The organism is Luteimonas sp. AC640a, from assembly GCF_979256585.1.
This window is the reverse complement of record NZ_CEEDOV010000007.1, coordinates 19,457-39,375: the sequence shown is the minus strand read 5'-3', so window position 1 is coordinate 39,375 and position 19,919 is coordinate 19,457. Positions and strand designations below refer to the sequence as shown.

The window sequence follows — 19,919 nt, the reverse complement described above, 5'->3', positions numbered from 1 at the left end:
CTGCCGCTACCATGCGGATTCTTCTCGCATGGACCCGACGCGATGACTGCATTGATCGAGACCCAGGACCACGGCCCGATCCGCGAGCTCAGGCTGGCACGCCCGCCCGCGAACGCGCTCGATCCGGCGCTGTGCCTCGCGCTCCGCGATGCGATCGGGACCGCGGCCGCGGATGGCGTCGGCGGCGTCGTGCTCGCCGGTGGCCCGAAGGTGTTTTCCGGCGGCCTCGACGTGCCGCATCTGCTGTCGCTGCCCGATACCGCATCGCTGCGCGACGCTTGGGATGCATTCTTCGCTGGCGCGCGTGCACTTGCCGGTGCGCCGATGCCGGTCGTCGCCGCGATCGCAGGCCACGCGCCCGCCGGTGGCTGCGTGCTCGCGTTGTGCTGCGACTACCGTGTCATGGCCTCGGGCGCCTACCGCATCGGCCTCAACGAGACGCAGGTGGGCCTGGTCGCACCGGACGGCATCCAGCGTCTGATGCGCCGAACGATCGGCGCACGCCAGGCCGAACGGTTGCTGGTCGGTGGTCTGCTCGTCGATGCGGACGAGGCGCTGCGTCTCGGTCTGGTGGACGAGCTCGCCGGCATCGATGAGGTGCCACTGCGCGCACGCCTCTGGCTCGAATCCCTGCTCGCCCTGCCCCGCGCCCCGATGCTCGAAACCCGCGCGATCGCGCGGGCGGACCTGGTGGAGGCGCTGTCGGCGCAGAACATCGAACTGGATCGCTTCGTCGATGCCTGGAATGCGCCGGATACGCAGGCGGGGTTGCGGGCGCTGGTGGCGCGGCTGGGACGTTGAGGGCCGGTCGGCCGGTTTGCCAAGAGCAGAATCAAGATGGGCCCCAGCGTGACCAGACATTCGTCTGTTGAAAGCCGCTGGGGCGACGGCTTCGAGTGTCGCGCGCGCAAGTAGGCGACTCGTGGCCCAACAACGCCAATCCATTGCGTCAGTGATCCGCCCGGGATCGTCATCCCAGCGCACGCTGGGATCCATTTGATCTGTTGGCGATATCGAGCTGGTCGTTCCGAACAGGCTGAACAACGCCCTCGGTCAAAGCGGCTCGTCGCCTACATCAGCGACGGCTCACTCCCCGGCCGCAATCTCACGCGCAGGATCATCCACCCACCCGCTCCACGACGGTGCATACAACTTTGCGCCATCGCGTCCCGCATGCGCCATCGCCAGCAGGTGATGGCACGCGGTGACGCCCGAGCCGCACATCACCGCCACATCGGTCGGCGCATGTCCGCCGAGCACGGCATCGAATTCCGCCGCGAGCACGCCGGCCAGCTTGAACCGCCCCGCTTCGAGATTGCCGGCATAAGGCCGGTTGCGCGCGCCCGGCACGTGACCGGCGCGTGGATCGAGCGGTTCGATTTCGCCGCGGAAGCGCGGCCCCGCACGGGCGTCGAGCAACAGGCCACCAACATCGAGATGACGCTGCACGGCATCGGCATCACGCAGCAGCCGCGTTTCGTCGAAGTCGCCGTCAATCAGTGGCGCCGCGTCGACCTGCGGCACCGCCGTTTCGACCGGCAGTTCGAGCGCACGCCACGCCGCCCAGCCGCCGTCGAGTACGGCGACGTGCGGGTGACCGAAGCTGCGCAACAGCCACCACAGGCGCGCGGCGAATGCGCCGTCGCTGTCGTCGTATGCGACGACCTGCATGCCCGGTGCGATGCCCAGACGCGACAGCGTCACAGCGAACGCATCGGCAGTCGGCCAGGGATGACGGCCGAGGCCTGGGCCTTTCTCACCCGACAGGTCGCGCTCGAGATGCGCGTACACCGCGCCCGGGATATGGCCCTCGCGCCACGCCGATTCGCCAACGCCATCCGAGGCGCCCGCGACTGCCAGCGTGAAGCGGCAATCGACGATGCGCAGCTCCGGATCGCCCAGCGATGCCGCCAGCGTCGGCGCGTCGACCAGCGTGGTCCAACGCGTGCTCATGCGCGCGCCAGCCGGTCGCGCAGGTTGAGCAGGATCGACGCGGTCGCGCCCCAGATGCGATGCGCGGGCGCGGCGGCGAGGGTTTCGTACTCGAGGACGTGCCGCACGCGGCCGCGGAATTCGATGTCGACGTGACGCAGACTGCCGGGCGCCATCAGGAACGCCAGCGGCGCCTCGAATACCTCGGCCACCTCGCCGGGTTCGGGCACGGGCTCGAAACCGGGATCGAGCAGCGCGACGACCGGCGTGACGCGGAAACCGGTGATCGTCGCCAGCGGATCGAGATAGCCGAGCGGCTGCGCCTGCGACGCAGTGAGACCGATCTCTTCGCAGGCTTCGCGCAACGCCGCCTGCAGCGGCCCGCCATCACCGGGCTCTTCACGACCGCCCGGAAAACTGACCTGTCCAGCGTGGTGACGCAATGTGTCGGTGCGCCGGGTCAGCATCGCGTGCAGCCCATCGGCGCGGCGCACCAGCCCCACCAGTACCGCGGCTTCGCGCAGCGCGATGTTGCCATCGAGCAAACCATCGAGTTCGTCGACGTTCCAGCCACGCGCGGGCGGCGGCATATCCAGCGGGTGCAGCGCGCGGGACAAGCTGTCGGTGTCGAAACCGGTATCGAAGAGGACGCTCATCCGCGCGCGGCCTCGCGCGCCGGCAGTTCGACATCCATCAACCACTGACGCTGGGCATCGCTCATCTGCAGCCAACCGCCGATCTCCGCCAGGCTGCGCAGGCAACCGTGACAGGTGCCGTGTTCGTCGAGGGTGCAGACACCGGTGCAGGGCGTGAGCACGGCGCGTGGGCGTTCGTCCATACGTCGATTCTACCGGCGCATCGGCGCAGGCGCCGCGTCTGTCGCACAGCATCGCCCGCATTCCATTCCACATACGACGACGCCGGCGTGCATGGCACGTCGGCGTCGGGTATCGCGTGTCGCAGTGCGGATCAGCGCGTGCTGAGCAGCTTCACCATCACGCCGACCGGCTGGCGTGCGATTTCCTGCGTGCCTTCACCGCTGACGAACTTGCCCGGCGGGAACACGACTTCGTACACCGCGTTGAGCGGCATCAGCGGCAGCACTTCGCGCAGACCGGCAATCGGGGCTTCCGACACGCGGAACGGCGGGGTCTTGTCTTCCTGGCTCAGACCGATGCCGGCCGGCACGATCAGCGCCTGGTAGGCAACTTCAACGGTGCTGCTGGTCGTCGGCTTGGCACCGGCGCCGGCTTCGACGACGCGATACATCACGCCGCTCGGCAGCGAGACCACGCCTTCGCGCGCTTTGTACTCATTGATGAACGTGGTGGCCTGACCCTCGTTCTGGGTCAGCGCCGCGCGACGCTCGGCGACGATCTTCGCCTGCATGCGCTGCTGGAACGCGTTGTAGGCGGTGCCCATCTGCTCAGGCGTATAGGTCGGGTCCTTGCGACCGTGACCGTCCTGCAGGCCCTTGATGATCGTGTTGACGTCCACCGACTCACCGGTCTCCGCCAGACGATTGCCAAGATCGAAACCCAACGCGTAGCTCAGCGTGGTCCTGTCGTTCGCGTTAGCCGCTGGGGCTGCCGCCTGCTGCGCGAACGCCGCGCCGCTGAACGTGATGGCCGCGACGGCGGCCGCAATAAAACGCAACTTCATTCCGTGGATCTCCGCTAGGTCAGATTTTGATATCGCCTGTCGCGCGAAGGGGCGGTCGAACCGCCCCCTATGGACGCGCTAGGATAACGGCCAAAGGGCTTAACCGCCACTGACGACCCCCAACTAGACCGCGGCCGCCCCGACAAGTGCCACGGGCGGCGCTTTTGCGCCTGGAGTCTCCATGTCCGAATCCCCGCTGCTGATCCAAGACGAAGGCGCCGTGCGCGTCATCACGGTAAACCGCCCCGACAAGCTGAACGCCTTGAATTCGGCCACGCTCGATGCGCTGCATCACGCGTTCGACGACGCCGCAGCGGACGATGCGGTGCGCGTCGTCGTGTTGACCGGCGCCGGCCCCAAAGCGTTCGTCGCCGGTGCGGACATCGCCGAGATGGCCGATCTACGCCCCGTCGAAGGCCGCGATTTCGCGTTGCGCGGCCAGGCGATGATGCGCCGGGTCGAAACCCTGCCCAAGCCGGTGATCGCGATGGTCAACGGCTTCGCGCTGGGCGGTGGGCTGGAACTGGCGATGTGCTGCCATCTGCGTATCGCCGCCGACACCGCCAAGGTCGGGCAGCCGGAGGTGAATCTCGGCCTGATTCCGGGCTTCGGCGGCACCCAGCGCCTGCTGCGTCTGGCCGGCCGCGCGGCCACGCTGGAACTGTGCCTGACCGGCGCGCCGGTCAACGCCGAGCGTGCGCTCGCGCTCGGGATCGTCAACCGCATCGCGCCTGCCGCCGAGCTGCAGGCGCAGACGATGGCGCTTGCAGAACAGCTGGCGAACGCCGCCCCGCTCGCATTGCGCGGCGTGCTCGACTGCATCAATACCGGTGGCGAAAGTGCGATCGGCGAAGGGCTCGCGTTCGAAGCGGCTCAGTTCGGCCTGATGTTCGCGACCGAGGACATGCGCGAAGGCACGCGCGCCTTCCTCGAACGCCGCAAGCCCGAGTTCAAGAACCGCTGAGTCGCCCGCACGCCATGCCGCACCGCCAGCCCGACGCCAGCACCCCATCCCCCGACACGCTCGAACGTCTTGTCGCGCTGCTGCGCGACGACGATGTCGATGCCGCAATCGATGTCGGCCTGATGGGGGCGTGGCCGGACGCCTGCGCCGACGTGCTCGATTCGCAAGCGCGCGCGTTGCTGCTTTCGACGCGTGCACGGCTGCGTGCCGCGTGGGACGCACGCGCGCGCTTCGACGCACGCAACGCGCGACTCGCCCGCCGCGCCGAGGAGCGCGAGGCCGCGCGACGTGTCCCCGCCCCGCCGCCGGCAATTGCCGACGCCGCACCGGCGCGTCCCGCGCTGCCGTCGAACGCCGCAGCGATTCTCGCCCGCGCCAAGGCACGCGCGGCAGGCGGCACGCCGTGAGCACCTCGACACATACTGCTGCGCCGAAACGGCGCGGCCCGACGATGACGCGCGCCGAGATCTACGAATTCCTGTCGCGCCTGCGCGAGATCGATCCCGAGCCGACGACCGAACTCGAATACACCTCGCCGTTCGAACTGCTGATCGCGGTGATCCTATCGGCGCAGGCGACCGACGTCGGCGTCAACAAGGCCACGCGCCGGCTGTATCCGGTCGCGAACACGCCGCAGGCGATTCTCGATCTCGGTGAGGACGCGCTCAAACGCCACATCTCGACGATCGGCCTGTTCAACGCGAAGGCGAAGAATGTCATCGCGGCTTGCCGCATCCTCGTCGAGCAGCACCGCGGCATGGTGCCGAACGACCGCGCTGCGCTCGAAGCCTTGCCGGGCGTCGGCCGCAAGACCGCGAACGTCGTGCTCAATACCGTCTTCGGCGAACCGGCGATCGCGGTGGACACGCATATCTTCCGCGTGTCGAATCGCACCGGTCTCGCACCGGGCAAGGACGTGCGCGTGGTCGAGGACCGGCTGATGCGCGTCGTGCCTAAAGAATTCCTGCTGGGCGCGCACCACTGGCTGATCCTGCATGGGCGCTACACGTGCAAGGCGCGCAAGCCGGATTGCCCGAGGTGCGTGGTGCGGGATCTCTGCCGGTTCAAGGACAAGACGGTGGGGAGCGCTTAGTCGCTCCCCCTGAAGCTTCATTCGTCATCCCAGCGGCTCAACAGACGAACGTCTGGTCAAGCTGGGATCCATCTTCGCTGTAATGCCCCAGATCAAAATGGGCCCCAGCCTTCGCTGGGGCGACGGAACAGAGTTTCCGGATAGGCGCATCAACCCGCTCTATCGAATCACTCATCCCGCTCGCTAAACGGCTTACGCGGCAGGCGCTCGTCGCGCATGGCGGCGTGGTACGCAAACGAGGCGATGATCGCCGCGGCCTGCTTCAGGTCGTCCGGCACCACGTGATCGTACGTGTCGAGATGCGTGTGGTGCACGTGGCTGAAGTAGTCGGCCGGATCCTGTACGAACTGGAAGCCCGGCAGACCGACGCGGTCGAACGAGATGTGGTCGGTGCTGCCGGTGTTGCGTGTGGTCACGACCGTCGCGCCGAGATCGGCAAACGGTTCGAGCCACGCGCGGAACACCGGGACTGCCGCGTGGTTTTCCTGCGCGTAGATGCCGCGGATGCGGCCGGTGCCGTTGTCGAAGTTGAAGTAGGTCGAAAAACGGTCGTAACCGGCACGGCGTTGCAGCGGGCCGGTGCCGCGCTGGAACGCACGCGGCAATGCGATCTGCTCGGGATCGGTCGGCGCCGGCCAGTCGGCCAGATACTTCGCGACATAGCCGGCTGAGCCATGCAGGCCCTGCTCTTCACCGCCCCACAGCGCGATGCGGATCGTGCGCTTCGGGCGCGCGTCGATCGCTTTCAGAATGCGCATGGCTTCCATCATCACGACCACGCCCGCGCCGTTGTCGGCCGCGCCGGTGCCGGTGTGCCAGGAATCGAGATGCGCGCCGATGATCACCGTCTCGTTCGCCTTCGAGCTGCCGCGCAGTTCGGCGAAGGTGTTGGTCGCCGGCAGATCGGTCTCGCTGGTGAAACGTGCCTGCACGTCCACGCGCAGACGCGGCGCCTGCTTGTTGTCGACAGCGCGCACCAGCTGGTTGTAGTGCTCGGCCGCGACGACGAGGTCCGGCACGCCTTCGGGATCGCCGGCCTTGCGGCCGCCGCCGCCCATCACGCGGACGATGCCGTTGTCCCAGGAGCTGATCGACAGCGTCGCCAGCACGCCTTCCTCGGCAAAGAACGTGTTGAGCGCGCGCACCAGCTCCTGGCGCTTGCGGTACTCGTCGAGGCGCTTGTTCTGCGCTTCGGGATCGCGGTCCTGCGGCACCGGGAAGGTCTGCAGCTCGCCGAGGTCTTCCTCGGTGTGGCGACGGAAGTCGGGCTTGTCGGCGGGCTTGTAGGCGCGCGCTTCGTCGAGCAGCACGATCTTGCCGGCGAGCTTGCCGCGCTGCTTCTCGATGTCTTCGACAGTCTTGAACGTCGCACGCACCAGCTCGCCTTCGACCGGGCCATCGGTCCCCGGCGTCCACGCCTTGGGCAGTGCGTGGATGGGCAGTTCACGCGGGGTCAGCAGTTCGACGCGCGAGGCGCGGAATTCCCAGCCGCGGCCGAAGGCCTCGTCGTAGACCTCGTCGCGCACTTCGGTCAGGCCGTAGCCGGTCAGCTTGCCGCGCGCCCACTCGCTGGAGCGCACGTAGGCCGGCGAGTTGGTCAGACGCGGACCGATGGTCTCGGTCAGTTCCTTGAGGTTGGCTGCAACCTGCGAGCGGTTGAAGGCTTCGTGGCGGATCTGCGCGACCACATCGAGATCGACCGGCTCGACCGCCTGCGCGAAGGTCAGGCACGGCACGAGGACGACGGTGGCCAGTGCCGCCTGCAGCAGGCGGATACGGTTGGATTGCGGCTTGCTCACGGAACTCCCCGGAAAAATCGGAACGATGGCCCGCGATGCACGGCGGACCGGTGGTCGGCACCGTCTCCCGCGGCGCGGCCGCCCATGCTACCCGCTGCCCGCGCCGCAGGAGCGGTGCACGACGGCACTTGACCGCGCGGCCCGGGCATGTCGCCAGTCCGTCGCTGCATGCACCGCGGTGGCGCGGGATGCGACCATCGGGGCGGACCCATCACCGACGCGCCCGCATGAAACCACTGCTGTCCGGTCTCGCCCTCGCCCTGTCGCTCTCCTGCGCGCCCGCGCTGGCCGACGACACCGTCTCCACCAAAGCACGCGCCCTGCACGAACGCATCCTCACCCTCGACAGCCATCTCGACACGCCGAGTTTCTTCGGCCGCGACGGCTGGGACATCCTGCAGCGCAACGACACGCCGCCGACCGCCAGCCAGGTCGATCTACCGAAGATGATCGAAGGCGGGCTCGACGGCGGCCTGTGGGTGATCTACACCGGCCAGCGCGGGCGAACACCCGAAGACGATCGCGCGGCGCGTGACGCGGGTCTGGTGCGGCTGGTCGAAATCCGCGAACTGCTGGCCGCGCATCCCGACATCTTCGAACTCGCGCTTACCGCCGACGCCGCCGCGCGCATCCGCGACGCCGGCAAGCGCGTGGTCTATATCAGCATCGAGAATGCGTCGCCGCTCAGCGCCGATCCCTCGCTGCTCGCGCTGTATCACCGCCTCGGCGTGCGCGTGCTCGGACTGGTGCACACGTCGAACAACGATTTCGCGGATTCAGCGAGTACGCCGCCGGAATGGAACGGGCTCAGCGACAAGGGCCGCGCGCTCGTCGCCGAGGCGAACCGGCTGGGCATCGTGCTCGATCATTCGCACGCGTCGGATGCCGTGTTCGACCAGCTGATCGCGCTGTCGAAGGCGCCGATCATCCTCAGCCATACCGGTGCGGACGCGGTCCACGAACACCCGCGCAATATCGACGATGCGCGCATCCGCACCCTGGCCGAACACGGCGGCGTGATCCTGGTGAACTCGCTGGGCAGCTATCTGATCGACACCGGCGCGACGCCGGCCTACCAGAGCGATCTGCGCGCGTTGTACGAGCGCTTCGGCGGCCGCGCGAATCTGAGCGAAGCCAACTACGCGCAGTTCGATCGCTTGCGCGGCGAACTGGATACGAAGCATGGTCTGAAGAAGGCCACGCTCGATGATTATTTCGCGCATATCCTGCACATCATCGAAGTCGCCGGACCCGAGCATGTCGGCTTCGGTGCGGACTGGGACGGTGGCGGTGGTGTGGTCGGTCTGGAGGATGTGTCGGATCTGCCGAAGATCACTGCGCGGCTGCTCGATGCCGGTTACACCGAGGCGCAGATCGAGGCGATGTGGAGCGGGAATCTGTTGCGCGTCATCCGGGAAGCGCAGGCAGTGGCAGACACTGGCGCGCAGACGGCGCGCTGAACTGCTCCTTCCCCCGCACGCGGGGCATTGGGCCCTTCACGGGTCGAAGGCGGGGATGGGGGCGAACGGTCGGATCTCGAAACATCAGGGCGTGGGCGGAATTCGCGCGCGATGCGCGATGACTCGAACTGACGTTTCGCCCCCACCCAACCCTCCCCCCGCCACGCGGGGGCGGGCTTTGAACATTCGTGGCGTCGCACACGTCCGCGGCGGTCACGAAGTTCGCGTCCGGCAACGAAAAAGCCCGCGGCTTGCGCCGCGGGCTTTCTTTCTTTCATCCAATCGCTTCGATCAGAACGAGAACTGCGTACGTAGCGCGTACTGGCCGGTCTCGTCGCCGGTGAAGGTGTTGTCACCCTTGATGTAGTTGAACATGAAGCGCAGGCTCGGATTGACGTAGTAGTTCATGCCGACGATCCAGCTGCTGACATCCATGTTGCTGATGTCCTTGTTCTCGACCGTGTCGTAGCGCGCGGTGAGTTCCCACAGACCCTTGTCGGCCACCTTGGGCGACGCGAAGATGCCGTTCGCCGGCTTGTAGGCCTTGTGGCCGCCGTTGAGCAGCCAGCTGCCCTGCACGTACCACGTGGCGACGTCCTGGTCGGGGCCGAGCGGCTGATTGAACGTGGCGTTGGCGTACTCGCCCTGGAAGAACAGCGGGCCGAACGAGCCGGCGGCTTCCACGCCCACCGCGGTGACCTGGTTGCTGCTGGCACCGGTGGTCGTGGCGATGGTCTGCGACGGGCCACGACGGCCGGCGTAGTTGGCGGCGAAGCTCAGGTCGGCCGAGCCCCGGTTCGCGTTCTCCTGGCTGGCCCAGCCACCGAAGTGCAGCGTGCTGTCTTCGGTATTGATCGGCGCGAACGTGAAGCGGCCGGCAGCGCCGACGCCCTCGTTGCGGCTGCCCGACGCACTGCGCAGGTTGAACACCGAAACGCCCGCGGTGTAGTTGCCGTCGGCACGCAGGTAGCCCACGCCCTGCTGGAACTGGCGGCCGCTGAACAGACCGGTCGCCGATGCGAACGGACGCTCCATCATCAGGATTTCGTTGGAGCTGGTCAGCTCTTCCATCGAGCGGTACGGCTTGAAGTGACCGATGGTGAACTTGCCGCCCAGCGCCGACTTGGCGATGTAGACGTCGCGGAACCCGTCGAGGCCGCTGCCGGCCGCGAAGTCCTGTTCGAACTTGTAATCCCAGCCGTAGGCCTTGCCCTGCAGCGTGATGCGCGCGCGGCGGAACTCGGTGGTGCCGGTGGTCGAGGCTTCGTCGCGGTCGAACGCGTAAGCGTCGAAGTGGATGCGGCCGCCGGCCGAGAATTCGAACTTCTTGTCGGCGGATGTGACCTTCAGGCCACCTTTGGTGTCGACGACCGGCATCGTCGTCGCCATCTTGTCCAGGCTTTCCTGCGTGCCGATGTTGATGTCGGACTGCGCATCGGTGCGGACTTCGAGTGCGTCGATCTTGGCCTGCATTTCGGCCAGCTGGGCGCGCAGCGCGGCGACCTCTGACTCCCGGTTTTGGCTCTGGGCGGCGGCGGAGAACGAGACGGACGCGACAGCGAGTGCGACGGACGCGGCCAGAATGGAATGACGCATGGTGGATTCCCGTGGAGAGTGAGGTGTGGATCGCCCGTCGCACGCAGGCCGCGCCGGCTCCGACCGTCGTGGCGTTAAGCGCTCGTTAGCGACGGTGGGCAGACTGCGCAGATTTGCTGACACTGCGATGGCATCTGGATGACAGTCCGGTGACAGCGTCTGCGACCCGTGTGCAGGTGCTGCACCGCACGTCATCGACCGGTCACGGCGCTGTCGCGGGAATGTCATGCGCGCTGCGTTGAATACGCCTCGCGGCGACACAGGCCGTCCAACACTCCAGGGAACCCCATGTACGCACTGCTCAAGAACCGTGTCGCGGCTGTCGCGCTGTCGACCACGCTGCTGGCGACCACGTTCGCCGCGCCCGCCATGGCCAACGACGTGACCGGCGCAGGCGCATCGTTCGTCTATCCGGCCATGACCCGCTGGTCGGCCGACTACAACGCTGCCACCAACAAGCAGATCAACTACCAGTCGATCGGCTCGGGTGGCGGCATCGCCCAGATCAAGGCCGGCACCGTTGACTTCGGCTCGTCCGACGCCCCGCTGCCGCCGGAAGACCTCGCCAAGTCCGGCCTGGTCCAGTTCCCGTCGGTCATCGGCGGTGTGGTGCCGATCCTCAACGTCGAAGGCGTGGCCGCCGGCGCGATGAAGCTCGATGGCACGACGCTGGCCAACATCTTCCTCGGCAAGATCACCCGCTGGAACGACCCGGCAATCGTCGCGCTCAACGGTGGCATCACCCTGCCCGACGCGCGCATCACCGTCGTGCATCGCTCGGACGGTTCGGGCACCACCTTCAACTTCGTCAACTATCTGTCCAAGGTGAGCCCGGACTGGAAGAACGGCGTCGGCGAAGGCACGACGGTCAAGTGGCCGGTCGGCATCGGCGGCAAGGGCAACGAAGGCGTCGCCGCCTACGTGAAGCAGATCAAGGGCGGCATCGGCTACGTCGAACTGTCGTACGCGGTGCAGAACCGCCTCGCCTATTCGCGTCTGCAGAACGCCGCCGGCAACTTCGTCAATCCGAGCGAAGAAACCTTCTCGGCCGCCGCCGCCAGCGCCAACTGGGGTGCGAGCCGCGATTTCTACCTGGTCATGACGAACGCACCGGGCGAGAACTCCTGGCCGATCACCGCGACCAACTTCATCCTGATGCACCGCCAGCCGCGCAACCGCGCCGGCGCCAAGAACGCCCAGGACTTCTTCCGCTGGGTGTACGCCAACGGCGGCGAGCAGGCACGCGCACTGGGCTACGTCCCGCTGCCCGCCCCGCTGGTGCAGCAGATCGAGCGCTACTGGGCCGAGAACGCCCGCTACTGATGCAGGCCGACCGGCGCGCCCAACGACGCGCCGGTCGGACGTGATGCCAGAACAGATCGCTCTCCCAGTTTTCCTCCGCGGGCCTTCGGGCCCGTTTTTTTTGTTTCTGGCGAAACGGGGGTTTGGGTGAGGGTGCGCTCGCGGAAAAGCGCAGGGGTGCGTTTCTGCGCCGGCCAGGTCGTACGTCCATCCGGCCCTCACCCAGCGCGCGATGCGCGTCGACCCCGGATCAAGTCGGGGGCAGGCTCTCAGGTGCCCACTTGCACATAGGTCGGCGCGCCCGGGTAAAGCCCCTCTCACTTGGGGAGAGGGGTTGGGCTGAGGGCCGACGCTCGCGCAGTGCCTGATCTCTTTGGACCGGACCTCGCGCAGCTGAAACGACGGAAGGCTTCGAGTGAAGGGCGGCGTCCGAGTCCACTTTCAGCGCGTCACCTCAACCCTCACCCGACGCGCATCGCGCGTCGACCTCTCCCAGAGGGAGAGGTGCTGGTCGTCTGCGCTCTTCGACCCGCCGCAATTCCCATCTCCATGAGGCTCGCGGATCGCACGCCCTCACCGTCAACCCCCCGTGAGCCATCGATGTCCTTCCCGCGACCTCCCGGCACCCCACCCCCATGACGCCCACCCGGTGCAGCTGTCATTCATCGAGATGGCACGCGTCATACGGCTGTAACAAAAACATCATTTCATGTGCGGACCGAGGCGACGCCCTGCGTTGCCGTACTCAATTGGAGCCACGCATGTCCCGTCAGACGATCCGGATCGGTGCCCTCGCGCTGTCCTCGCTCATCTTCCTCGCCGCCTGCGGTGGCAACAGCGCGGACGCGCCGGCCGGCCAGGCCGCCGACGGTGCTCCGGGCGCCGCACAGCCGGCTGGCGACCGCGTCGCTGCCGAGATCTCGGGCGCCGGTGCATCGTTCATTTTCCCGCTGGTGTCGAAGTGGTCGGCCGACTACAACGCCGCCACCGGCAACAAGGTCAATTACCAGTCGATCGGTTCGGGCGGCGGTATCGCGCAGATCAAGGCCGGCACGGTGGACTTCGGTTCGTCGGACAAGCCGCTCGACAGCGCCGAGCTGCAGGCCGCTGGCCTGGGTCAGTTCCCGTCGGCGATCGGCGGCGTGGTGCCGGTGCTCAACGTCGACGGCCTGCAGCCGGGCCAGCTGAAGCTGACCGGTTCGCTGCTGGCGGACATCTTCCTCGGCAAGGTCGCCACGTGGAACGACCCGGCGATCGCCGCGCTCAACCCCGGCGTGACCCTGCCGGCCGGCAAGATCAGCATCGTTCACCGCTCGGACGGTTCGGGCACCACGTTCAACTTCTCCAACTACCTGTCGAAGGTCAGCGAGTCGTGGAAGTCGACCGTCGGCGAAGGCACCTCGGTGCAGTGGCCGTCGGGCGTGGGTGGAAAGGGCAACGAAGGCGTCGCCTCGTACGTGCAGCAGATCAAGGGTTCGATCGGTTACGTCGAGCTGGCCTACGCACTGCAGAACAACATGCCGTACGCCTCGCTGCAGAACGCGGCCGGTAACTGGGTGCAGCCGAGCGAGGAAAGCTTCGCTGCCGCGGCCGCGACCGCTGACTGGGCGAGCGCGCAGGACTTCAACCTGGTCATCACCAATGCGCCCGGTCCGGACGCGTGGCCGATCACCGCGACCAACTTCATGCTGATGCACAAGCAGCCGAAGGACGCAGCACGCAGCCAGGCCGCGCGCGACTTCTTCAAGTGGGCGTTCGAGTCGGGGCAGGCGCAGGCCAGCGAGCTGCATTACGTGCCGCTGCCGGCCGAGCTGGTGCAGCAGATCGAGGCCTACTGGGCAGCCGAGTTCAAGTGATGTTCCGTCCGCGCCCGCGCAAGCGGGCGCGGATACGGATCGTCATCCCGGCGCCGGCCGGGATCCAGCGACTTCCGATCCGAGCGCGACGATCACGAACGTCCCTGGATGACCAGCCATTCGGCTGTTGAAAAGCGTCTCCCCGCCTACGCGGGAATGACGGAACAAGGTCATTCCGGTTTCCGCCGGAATGACGGATCCACACCGCTTCGCGGCTCTCCTCCTCCGGACTTCCCATGAACGCCGCCACCCTCCACGCCGCGCCACCGGCTCCGAGCAAACGCGATATCCGCGATGCGCGTGCCGATCGTCTGTTCAAGATCGTCCTGACCGCCACCGTCGTCTTCGTGATGCTGGCGCTCGCCGGCGCCGCGCTGTCGATGCTCTGGGGCGGCCGCGATGCCCTCTCGTCGCAGGGCCTGTCGTTCTTCACCACCGCCGACTGGAATCCGGTCGAGAACCGCTACGGCGCACTCGCACCGATCGTCGGCACCATCGTCACCGCGCTGATCGCGATGGTGATCGCCGTGCCGGTGAGCTTCGGCATCGCCTTCTTCCTGACCGAGGTCGCGCCGCGCTGGTTGCGCGGGCCGGTCGGCACCGCGATCGAACTGCTCGCGGGCATTCCCTCGATCATCTACGGCATGTGGGGCCTGTTTGTGCTCGTGCCGGTGATGACCACCTACATCACGCCGTGGCTCAACGACACGCTCGGCGAAGTGCCGTATCTGGGCGTGCTGTTCCGCGGCCCGCCGCTGGGCATCGGCACGCTGACCGCCGGCTTCGTGCTCGCGATCATGGTCATCCCCTTCATCTCGGCGGTCATGCGCGAAGTGTTCCTGACCGTGCCCACGCGCCTGAAGGAATCGGCCTACGCGCTCGGCGCGACGAAGTGGGAAGTCAGCTGGGACATCGTGTTGCCCTACACGCGCTCGGCCGTGATCGGTGGCGTGTTCCTCGGCCTCGGTCGTGCACTCGGCGAGACGATGGCGGTCGCCTTCGTGATCGGTAACTCGGTGCGCCTGACGCCGTCGCTGCTCGAACCCGGCACCACGATCGCCGCGCTGATCGCCAACGACTTCGGTGAAGCCACCGAGACCTACCGTTCAGCGCTGCTGCTGCTCGGCTTCGTGCTCTTCATCGTCACCTTCGTCGTGCTGGCCATCGCCCGCCTGATGCTGATGCAGCTGGCCCGCAAGGAGGGCAAGTAATGGCCGTCGCCACCGTCACCGAACGCGAGCGCCAGGTCGCCGACCGTCTCTATGCGCGTCGTCGCATCCAGAACGGCGTCGCCGTCGCGATGGGCTGCCTCACCGCCGCATTCGGTCTGTTCTTCCTCGGCTGGATTCTTTGGACGCTGATCTCCAAGGCCGCCGGCGGCGTCAATCCGGCGCTGTTCACCCAGATGACCCCGCCGCCGATGGTCGAGGGCGGTCTGCTCAACGCCTTCTTCGGCAGCGCGGTGATGTGCGGCCTGGCGATCGCGATCGGCACACCGCTCGGCGTGGCCGCCGGCACCTGGCTCTCCGAGTTCGGCCGCGCCCGCAAGGCCGGCGTGGTCGTGCGTTTCATCAACGACATCCTGCTGTCGGCGCCGTCGATCGTGCTGGGCCTGTTCGTCTACACCGCGTTCGTGATGACGACCGGCGGCCGCTTCTCGGCGCTGGCCGGCGCGATCGCACTGGCCTTCATCGTGTTGCCGGTGGTCGTGCGCACGACCGACGAAATGCTGCAGCTGGTGCCCACGCAGATGCGCGAGGCCGCGCTGTCGCTCGGCGTTCCGCTGTGGAAGGTCGTCGTGCAGGTGCTCTACCGCAGTGCTTCGGCCGGCATCGTCACCGGTGTGCTGCTCGCGCTGGCGCGCATCTCCGGCGAAACCGCACCGCTGCTGTTCACCGCGTTCGGCAACCAGTACTGGAACAACAACATCATGCAGCCGATGGCGAGCGTGCCGGTGGTGATGTACCAGTACGCCGGCAGCCCGTACGAGTCCTGGCAGCAGCTGGCCTGGGCCGGCGCGTTGGTGCTCACCTGTTTCGTGTTGCTGGTCAGCCTGGGCGCCCGCGCCATCCTGCTGCGCAACAAGATCTCCCATGACTAATCTCAGCCTGGACCCGTCCATGAACGATCTCCACACCGCTCCGTCGCAGCGCATCCAGCTCGCGACGCATGCGCGCACGCAACTGGCGCCGACGCCGGTCAAGATCGCCGCGCGCGGGCTGAACTTCCACTACGGCGATTTTCACGCGCTCAAGAACATCGAGCTCGAGATTCCCGAGAAGCGCGTGACCGCATTGATCGGCCCGTCGGGCTGCGGCAAGTCGACGCTGCTGCGCATCTTCAACCGCATCTACGCGCTGTATCCGAAGATGACCGCGAGCGGCGAACTGCTGCTCGACGGCGAGAACATCCTCGCGCCGAAGTACCCGATGAACCGTCTGCGTTCGAAGGTCGGCATGGTGTTCCAGAAGCCGGTGCCGTTCCCGATGACGATCTTCGAGAACGTCGCCTACGCGATCCGACACCACGAGAAGCTGTCGAAGGCCGAACTCAACGTGCGCGTCGAGCAGGCGCTGACCCAGGCCGCGCTGTGGACCGAGGTCAAGGACAAGCTCAACCAGAACGCACTGGGCCTGTCCGGTGGCCAGCAGCAGCGCCTGTGCATCGCACGCGCCGTCGCCCTGCGCCCGGACGTACTGCTGCTCGACGAGCCGACGTCGGCGCTCGATCCGATCTCCACCAGCCGCATCGAGCAGCTGGTCGAGGAGCTCAAGGTCGATTATACGATCGTCATCGTGACCCACAACATGCAGCAGGCGGCCCGCGTTTCGGACTTCACCGCCTTCATGTATCTGGGCGATCTGATCGAACACGACACCACCGAGACGATCTTCTCCAATCCCTCGAAGCAGCAGACCGAGGACTACATCACCGGTCGATTTGGGTGAGGCAGGCCAGCTTGCGCGGCATTGCCGCGCGGCCTGCCGAACGCCACGCGCGCTGCGCGTGGCCGGACGGGCGCAATCTGCCGGTTCGCAGTTGACCCAAGCTCCCAATCGCACATCGTCGCCACTCTTCCAGGTTCCCCGCCATGCCCAACCAACTGAACGACCACATCGTCAAGAGCTACGATGAAGAGCGCAGCCGTCTGACCCACGAGATCCTGCGCATGGGCGAGATGGCCGCCGCGCAGCTGGAATCGGCACTGGACGTCGTGGAGCGGCGCGACGACAAGGCCGCCGAACGCATCATCGCCAACGACGAGGCGATCGACGCGCTCGAGCACGAGATCAGCCAGGACGTCATGAAGCTGGCGCTGCGCGGCCCGATGGCGCGCGACCTGCGCGAGATCCTCTCGGCCCTGCGCATCGCTGCCGATATCGAACGTGTCGGCGACTACGCCGCGAATGTCGCCAAGCGTTCGACCGCGCTGAACCTCGCGCCGCCCCTGCCCTACACTCGCGGCCTGACGGTGCTCGGCGAACTGGCGGTGCGGCAGATGCGCGAAGTGCTGGTCGCGTTCCGCGACAACGATCCGGTCGCCGCCCAGCGCGTGCGCGCGCAGGACGCCGAGATCGACACGGTCTACACCGGCCTGTTCCGCGAGCTGTTGACCTACATGATGGAAGACCCGCGCGCGATCACGCCCTGCACGCATTTGCTGTTCATGGCCAAGAACATCGAACGCATCGGCGACCACGCAACCAACATCGCCGAGAACATCTGGTTCATGGTCAAGGGCGACGAGCCCCTGCCGCCGCGCGACAAGCGGGATTTCACCAATACGGTGACCTGATCCGGATGGGTTGAACCGGCTCGTCTGCAAGCGGATAGATGGCGTGCGCCTTCTGGCGGATGGGTTCTAAAAGAGCGCATTTTGCTTGCATTTGGGAACGGATCCGACATGCCGCCTTTTTTGACGGCTGTGCAGATGCGTGCGCTGGTACCCTCACCCGACGCGCGGTGCGCGTCGACCCCGGATCAAGTCCGGGGCAGGCTCTCTCCCGGAGGGAGAGGTGCTGACCTCCACGACCGTCAGCCCCGAGCACGGAATCAGCCCGTCGTCCGCCCATACTACGCGCGGACCGAGCCCCTCTCCCTCTGGGAGAGGGGTTGGGGTGAGGGCAAACGCTCGCGTGGCTGCCCACCTCAAGCACGTTGCCGAGAGGTACCGCATAGGGCCCTGCCCAGGCTCTTCTCCATAGAAACGCGGCGCATCCCGCACGATCCAAGCGCACCGCCAAACCCAGCCACACCCCCCCGCTCTGCTAGGCTTGCACGCATGAGTGAAGCCGCAGTACCCGCCCCCGCATCGACCGACGATGCCGTGTCGCCCCATCTCCCCATGTCCCGCCGGTTCCGCGGCTTTCTGCCCGTGGTCGTCGACGTCGAAACCGGTGGTTTCGAGTCCCGCCGCCATGCGTTGCTGGAGATCGCGGCGATCCCTCTGAACATCGACGAGGACGGCAATCTCGTACCGGGCGCGTCCGCGCATACGCATGTCGAACCAGCCGACGGCACGCACATCGATCCGCAGTCGCTCGAAGTCACCGGCATCGACATCCACCATCCGTTCCGGTTCGCGAAACCCGAGCGCGAAGCGCTGGAGCACATCTTCAATCACGTGCGCAACGCGGTGCGTCACCACGAATGCCAGCGCGCGATCTTGGTCGGGCACAACGCGCATTTCGATCTGGGCTTCATCAATGCCGCAGTCGCGCGCACCCAGCACAAGCGCAACCCGTTCCATCCCTTCAGCGTCTTCGACACCGTGACGCTGGCCGGCGTCGCTTACGGGCAGACTGTGCTCGCGCGCGCGGTGCAGGCCGCGGGCCTGCAGTGGGACCAGACACAGGCACATTCCGCGCTCTACGACACCACGCTGACCGCGCAGCTGTTCTGCCGTATCGCCAACGCCTGGCCGAAGATGGCGGCGCCGGCAGCGACCGCCGAATGAATCCGCGCCGTGCTCAGCCGTCCGCGCGACGCAGCGTGAGCACCGTGATCTCGGACGGCACGCCGATTCGCGTCGCGAAGCCCGGCCACAGACCGGCGCCGTTGCTGACATAGAGCTGCATGCCGTCGACCGGATACAGACCGGACACGTAACCGCCATTCGCGCGCGCCACCAGCCGGTCCATGCCGACGATGTGGCCGCCGTGCGTGTGGCCCGACAGCTGCAGCACGACGCCACGCTTGGCGTTCTCGCGTGCCTCGACCGGGCGATGGTCGAGCAGGATGATCGGCGCCTGCGGATCGGCACCCGCGATCGCCGCATCGATGTCCGGCAGCGCCTGGCCGTAGCGCTCGGCGACCGGATCGGTGACACCGGCGATCGTCAACGCCGCGCCGTCGCGTTCGACACGGACGTGCGCGTTCTCCAGCACCGCAATGCCCATCGCGCGGAACGCGTCCATCCAGCCGCGGTACTCGCCGTAGTACTCGTGATTACCGGTGATCGCGATGACGCCATCGGGCGCACGCAGATCCGCAAGCGGGCGCACGTCGTTGGCGCGCGCGGTCACGCTGCCGTCGACGAGATCGCCGGTGATGACGATCAGGTCCGCCTGCTGCGCATTGGATGCGGCGACCACGCCGGCGACCCAGTCGCCGGTCAGCAGGCGGCTGGCATGGATGTCGGTCAGCTGCAGCACGCGGTAGCCGTCGAAGGCCTGCGGCAACCCTGCGATCGACACTTCGATCTGCCGCACCTGCGGCACCACCATCGCCTGCCACGTGCCGTAGGCCGACAGCAGCAACGCGAGTGCCGCAGCGCCAGGCCGCAGCCACGGGCCACGCATTGTCGCGAGCGCATTACGGCGACGCAGCGCCCAGACCAGCAGCGTCACCACGTCGAGCAGCAAGACGAACAGTGCGGTCAGCAGCAGCGCGATGAAGCCCGTGCCGAGCGCGGCGATGACCAGCTTCGGCAGTTCCGGCGACGCCATGCTGCCGGCGAAGCGCGCGACGATGCGGTGGTGCAGCGCCAGGCCATAGACCAGCAATGCGAGTCCCGCGCGCACCGGCCAGGGCAGACGCAATGGAAACACCACACGCAAGACCAGATAGGACGCAAGAACGATCGCAACGACACTCAGCACAGGCTTTCCCGGGACAGTGAGAAGCAGTCCGTGCGCGACGGACCGACGTGGGGTCGGCCATGGTCGGCGATGCCGATGACGCACGCCAGCGCTCTCCTGAACCGGCGTCCAGATTCGTCGCGGGATGGTGAGCGCCGGTGCGCGGAGTGAGGGC

At 67.1% G+C, this 19,919-nt stretch carries 17 protein-coding genes and 1 pseudogene; 12 read left to right on the top strand and 6 right to left on the bottom strand.

The window, feature by feature from the left end:
• The first annotated feature begins 42 nt into the window (after positions 1-42).
• Positions 43-801: an enoyl-CoA hydratase/isomerase family protein gene (locus tag ACZ9YD_RS04290; RefSeq protein ID WP_465073917.1), complete on the top strand. Its 759-nt coding sequence runs from the start codon at positions 43-45 to the stop codon at positions 799-801.
• Between the two features lie 285 nt (positions 802-1,086).
• Here ACZ9YD_RS04290 and ACZ9YD_RS04285 read toward each other — a convergent pair whose 3' ends face one another.
• The 3 genes and pseudogenes from ACZ9YD_RS04285 to ACZ9YD_RS04275 all read right to left on the bottom strand — a co-directional run bounded on the left by ACZ9YD_RS04285 (position 1,087) and on the right by ACZ9YD_RS04275 (position 3,594).
• Entirely contained in the window at positions 1,087-1,953 is an 867-nt protein-coding gene (locus ACZ9YD_RS04285; RefSeq protein ID WP_465073916.1) for a sulfurtransferase, read from the bottom strand.
• Positions 1,950-2,770: pseudogene (locus ACZ9YD_RS04280) on the bottom strand (NUDIX hydrolase). The gene ACZ9YD_RS04285 and the pseudogene ACZ9YD_RS04280 overlap by 4 nt, the downstream one beginning before the upstream one ends.
• 131 nt (positions 2,771-2,901) lie before the next feature.
• Entirely contained in the window at positions 2,902-3,594 is a 693-nt protein-coding gene (locus tag ACZ9YD_RS04275; RefSeq protein WP_465073915.1) for an FKBP-type peptidyl-prolyl cis-trans isomerase N-terminal domain-containing protein, read from the bottom strand.
• Between the two features lie 181 nt (positions 3,595-3,775).
• Here ACZ9YD_RS04275 and ACZ9YD_RS04270 point away from each other — a divergent pair, with 181 nt between their 5' ends.
• Genes ACZ9YD_RS04270 through nth form a run of 3 tightly spaced genes read left to right on the top strand, consistent with a single transcriptional unit; the run spans position 3,776 to position 5,651 of the window.
• Positions 3,776-4,558, top strand: coding sequence for an enoyl-CoA hydratase-related protein (locus ACZ9YD_RS04270; protein ID WP_465073914.1), 783 nt, complete (start codon positions 3,776-3,778; stop codon positions 4,556-4,558).
• A 14-nt stretch (positions 4,559-4,572) separates the two neighbouring features.
• Complete coding sequence (locus ACZ9YD_RS04265) at positions 4,573-4,965, top strand: hypothetical protein (protein ID WP_465073913.1); 393 nt, start codon at positions 4,573-4,575, stop codon at positions 4,963-4,965.
• A 44-nt stretch (positions 4,966-5,009) separates the two neighbouring features.
• Positions 5,010-5,651 carry an endonuclease III gene (gene nth, locus ACZ9YD_RS04260; protein ID WP_465073912.1) on the top strand — a complete coding sequence of 214 codons (642 nt, stop codon included), beginning with the start codon at positions 5,010-5,012 and terminating at the stop codon, positions 5,649-5,651.
• A 167-nt stretch (positions 5,652-5,818) separates the two neighbouring features.
• Here the strand turns inward: nth and ACZ9YD_RS04255 are convergent, their stop codons facing one another.
• The gene (locus tag ACZ9YD_RS04255; protein ID WP_465074673.1) at positions 5,819-7,387 is read right to left on the bottom strand and encodes a M28 family metallopeptidase; all 1,569 of its coding nucleotides are present in this window, start codon (positions 7,385-7,387) and stop codon (positions 5,819-5,821) included.
• 290 nt (positions 7,388-7,677) lie between these two features.
• On the opposite strand from ACZ9YD_RS04255, the gene ACZ9YD_RS04250 reads away from it, so the two are divergent.
• Positions 7,678-8,910, top strand: a complete 1,233-nt coding sequence (locus tag ACZ9YD_RS04250) for a dipeptidase (protein ID WP_465073911.1) — start codon at positions 7,678-7,680, stop codon at positions 8,908-8,910.
• A 291-nt stretch (positions 8,911-9,201) separates the two neighbouring features.
• On the opposite strand, the gene ACZ9YD_RS04245 is transcribed toward ACZ9YD_RS04250, so the two are convergent.
• Complete coding sequence (locus tag ACZ9YD_RS04245; protein WP_465073910.1) at positions 9,202-10,506, bottom strand: porin; 1,305 nt, start codon at positions 10,504-10,506, stop codon at positions 9,202-9,204.
• Between the two features lie 288 nt (positions 10,507-10,794).
• Between ACZ9YD_RS04245 and pstS (ACZ9YD_RS04240) the strand changes: the two genes are divergently transcribed.
• From pstS (ACZ9YD_RS04240) to rnt, 7 genes are all read left to right on the top strand, one after another.
• Complete coding sequence (pstS, locus tag ACZ9YD_RS04240) at positions 10,795-11,829, top strand: phosphate ABC transporter substrate-binding protein PstS (RefSeq protein WP_465073909.1); 1,035 nt, start codon at positions 10,795-10,797, stop codon at positions 11,827-11,829.
• Positions 11,830-12,569: 740 nt separating this feature from the next.
• Positions 12,570-13,664 (top strand): phosphate ABC transporter substrate-binding protein PstS, encoded by a 1,095-nt coding sequence (pstS, locus tag ACZ9YD_RS04235; RefSeq protein ID WP_465073908.1) that lies wholly within the window; start codon positions 12,570-12,572, stop codon positions 13,662-13,664.
• Positions 13,665-13,900: 236 nt separating this feature from the next.
• Positions 13,901-14,875, top strand: coding sequence for a phosphate ABC transporter permease subunit PstC (gene pstC, locus ACZ9YD_RS04230; protein WP_232136122.1), 975 nt, complete (start codon positions 13,901-13,903; stop codon positions 14,873-14,875).
• A complete protein-coding gene (gene pstA, locus ACZ9YD_RS04225; RefSeq protein ID WP_465073907.1) occupies positions 14,875-15,765 on the top strand; it encodes a phosphate ABC transporter permease PstA in 891 nt (296 codons plus the stop codon). Before pstC ends, pstA begins: the two co-directional genes overlap by 1 nt.
• Entirely contained in the window at positions 15,758-16,612 is an 855-nt protein-coding gene (gene pstB / locus ACZ9YD_RS04220; protein ID WP_232136124.1) for a phosphate ABC transporter ATP-binding protein PstB, read from the top strand. Before pstA ends, pstB begins: the two co-directional genes overlap by 8 nt.
• 143 nt (positions 16,613-16,755) lie before the next feature.
• Positions 16,756-17,460: a phosphate signaling complex protein PhoU gene (gene phoU / locus ACZ9YD_RS04215; RefSeq protein WP_465073906.1), complete on the top strand. Its 705-nt coding sequence runs from the start codon at positions 16,756-16,758 to the stop codon at positions 17,458-17,460.
• A 549-nt stretch (positions 17,461-18,009) separates the two neighbouring features.
• Positions 18,010-18,621 (top strand): ribonuclease T, encoded by a 612-nt coding sequence (gene rnt / locus ACZ9YD_RS04210; protein WP_465073905.1) that lies wholly within the window; start codon positions 18,010-18,012, stop codon positions 18,619-18,621.
• Positions 18,622-18,634: 13 nt separating this feature from the next.
• On the opposite strand, the gene ACZ9YD_RS04205 is transcribed toward rnt, so the two are convergent.
• On the bottom strand, positions 18,635-19,765 hold the full coding sequence (locus ACZ9YD_RS04205; protein ID WP_465073904.1) for a metallophosphoesterase: 1,131 nt from the start codon (positions 19,763-19,765) through the stop codon (positions 18,635-18,637).
• Between the last annotated feature and the right edge of the window lie 154 nt (positions 19,766-19,919).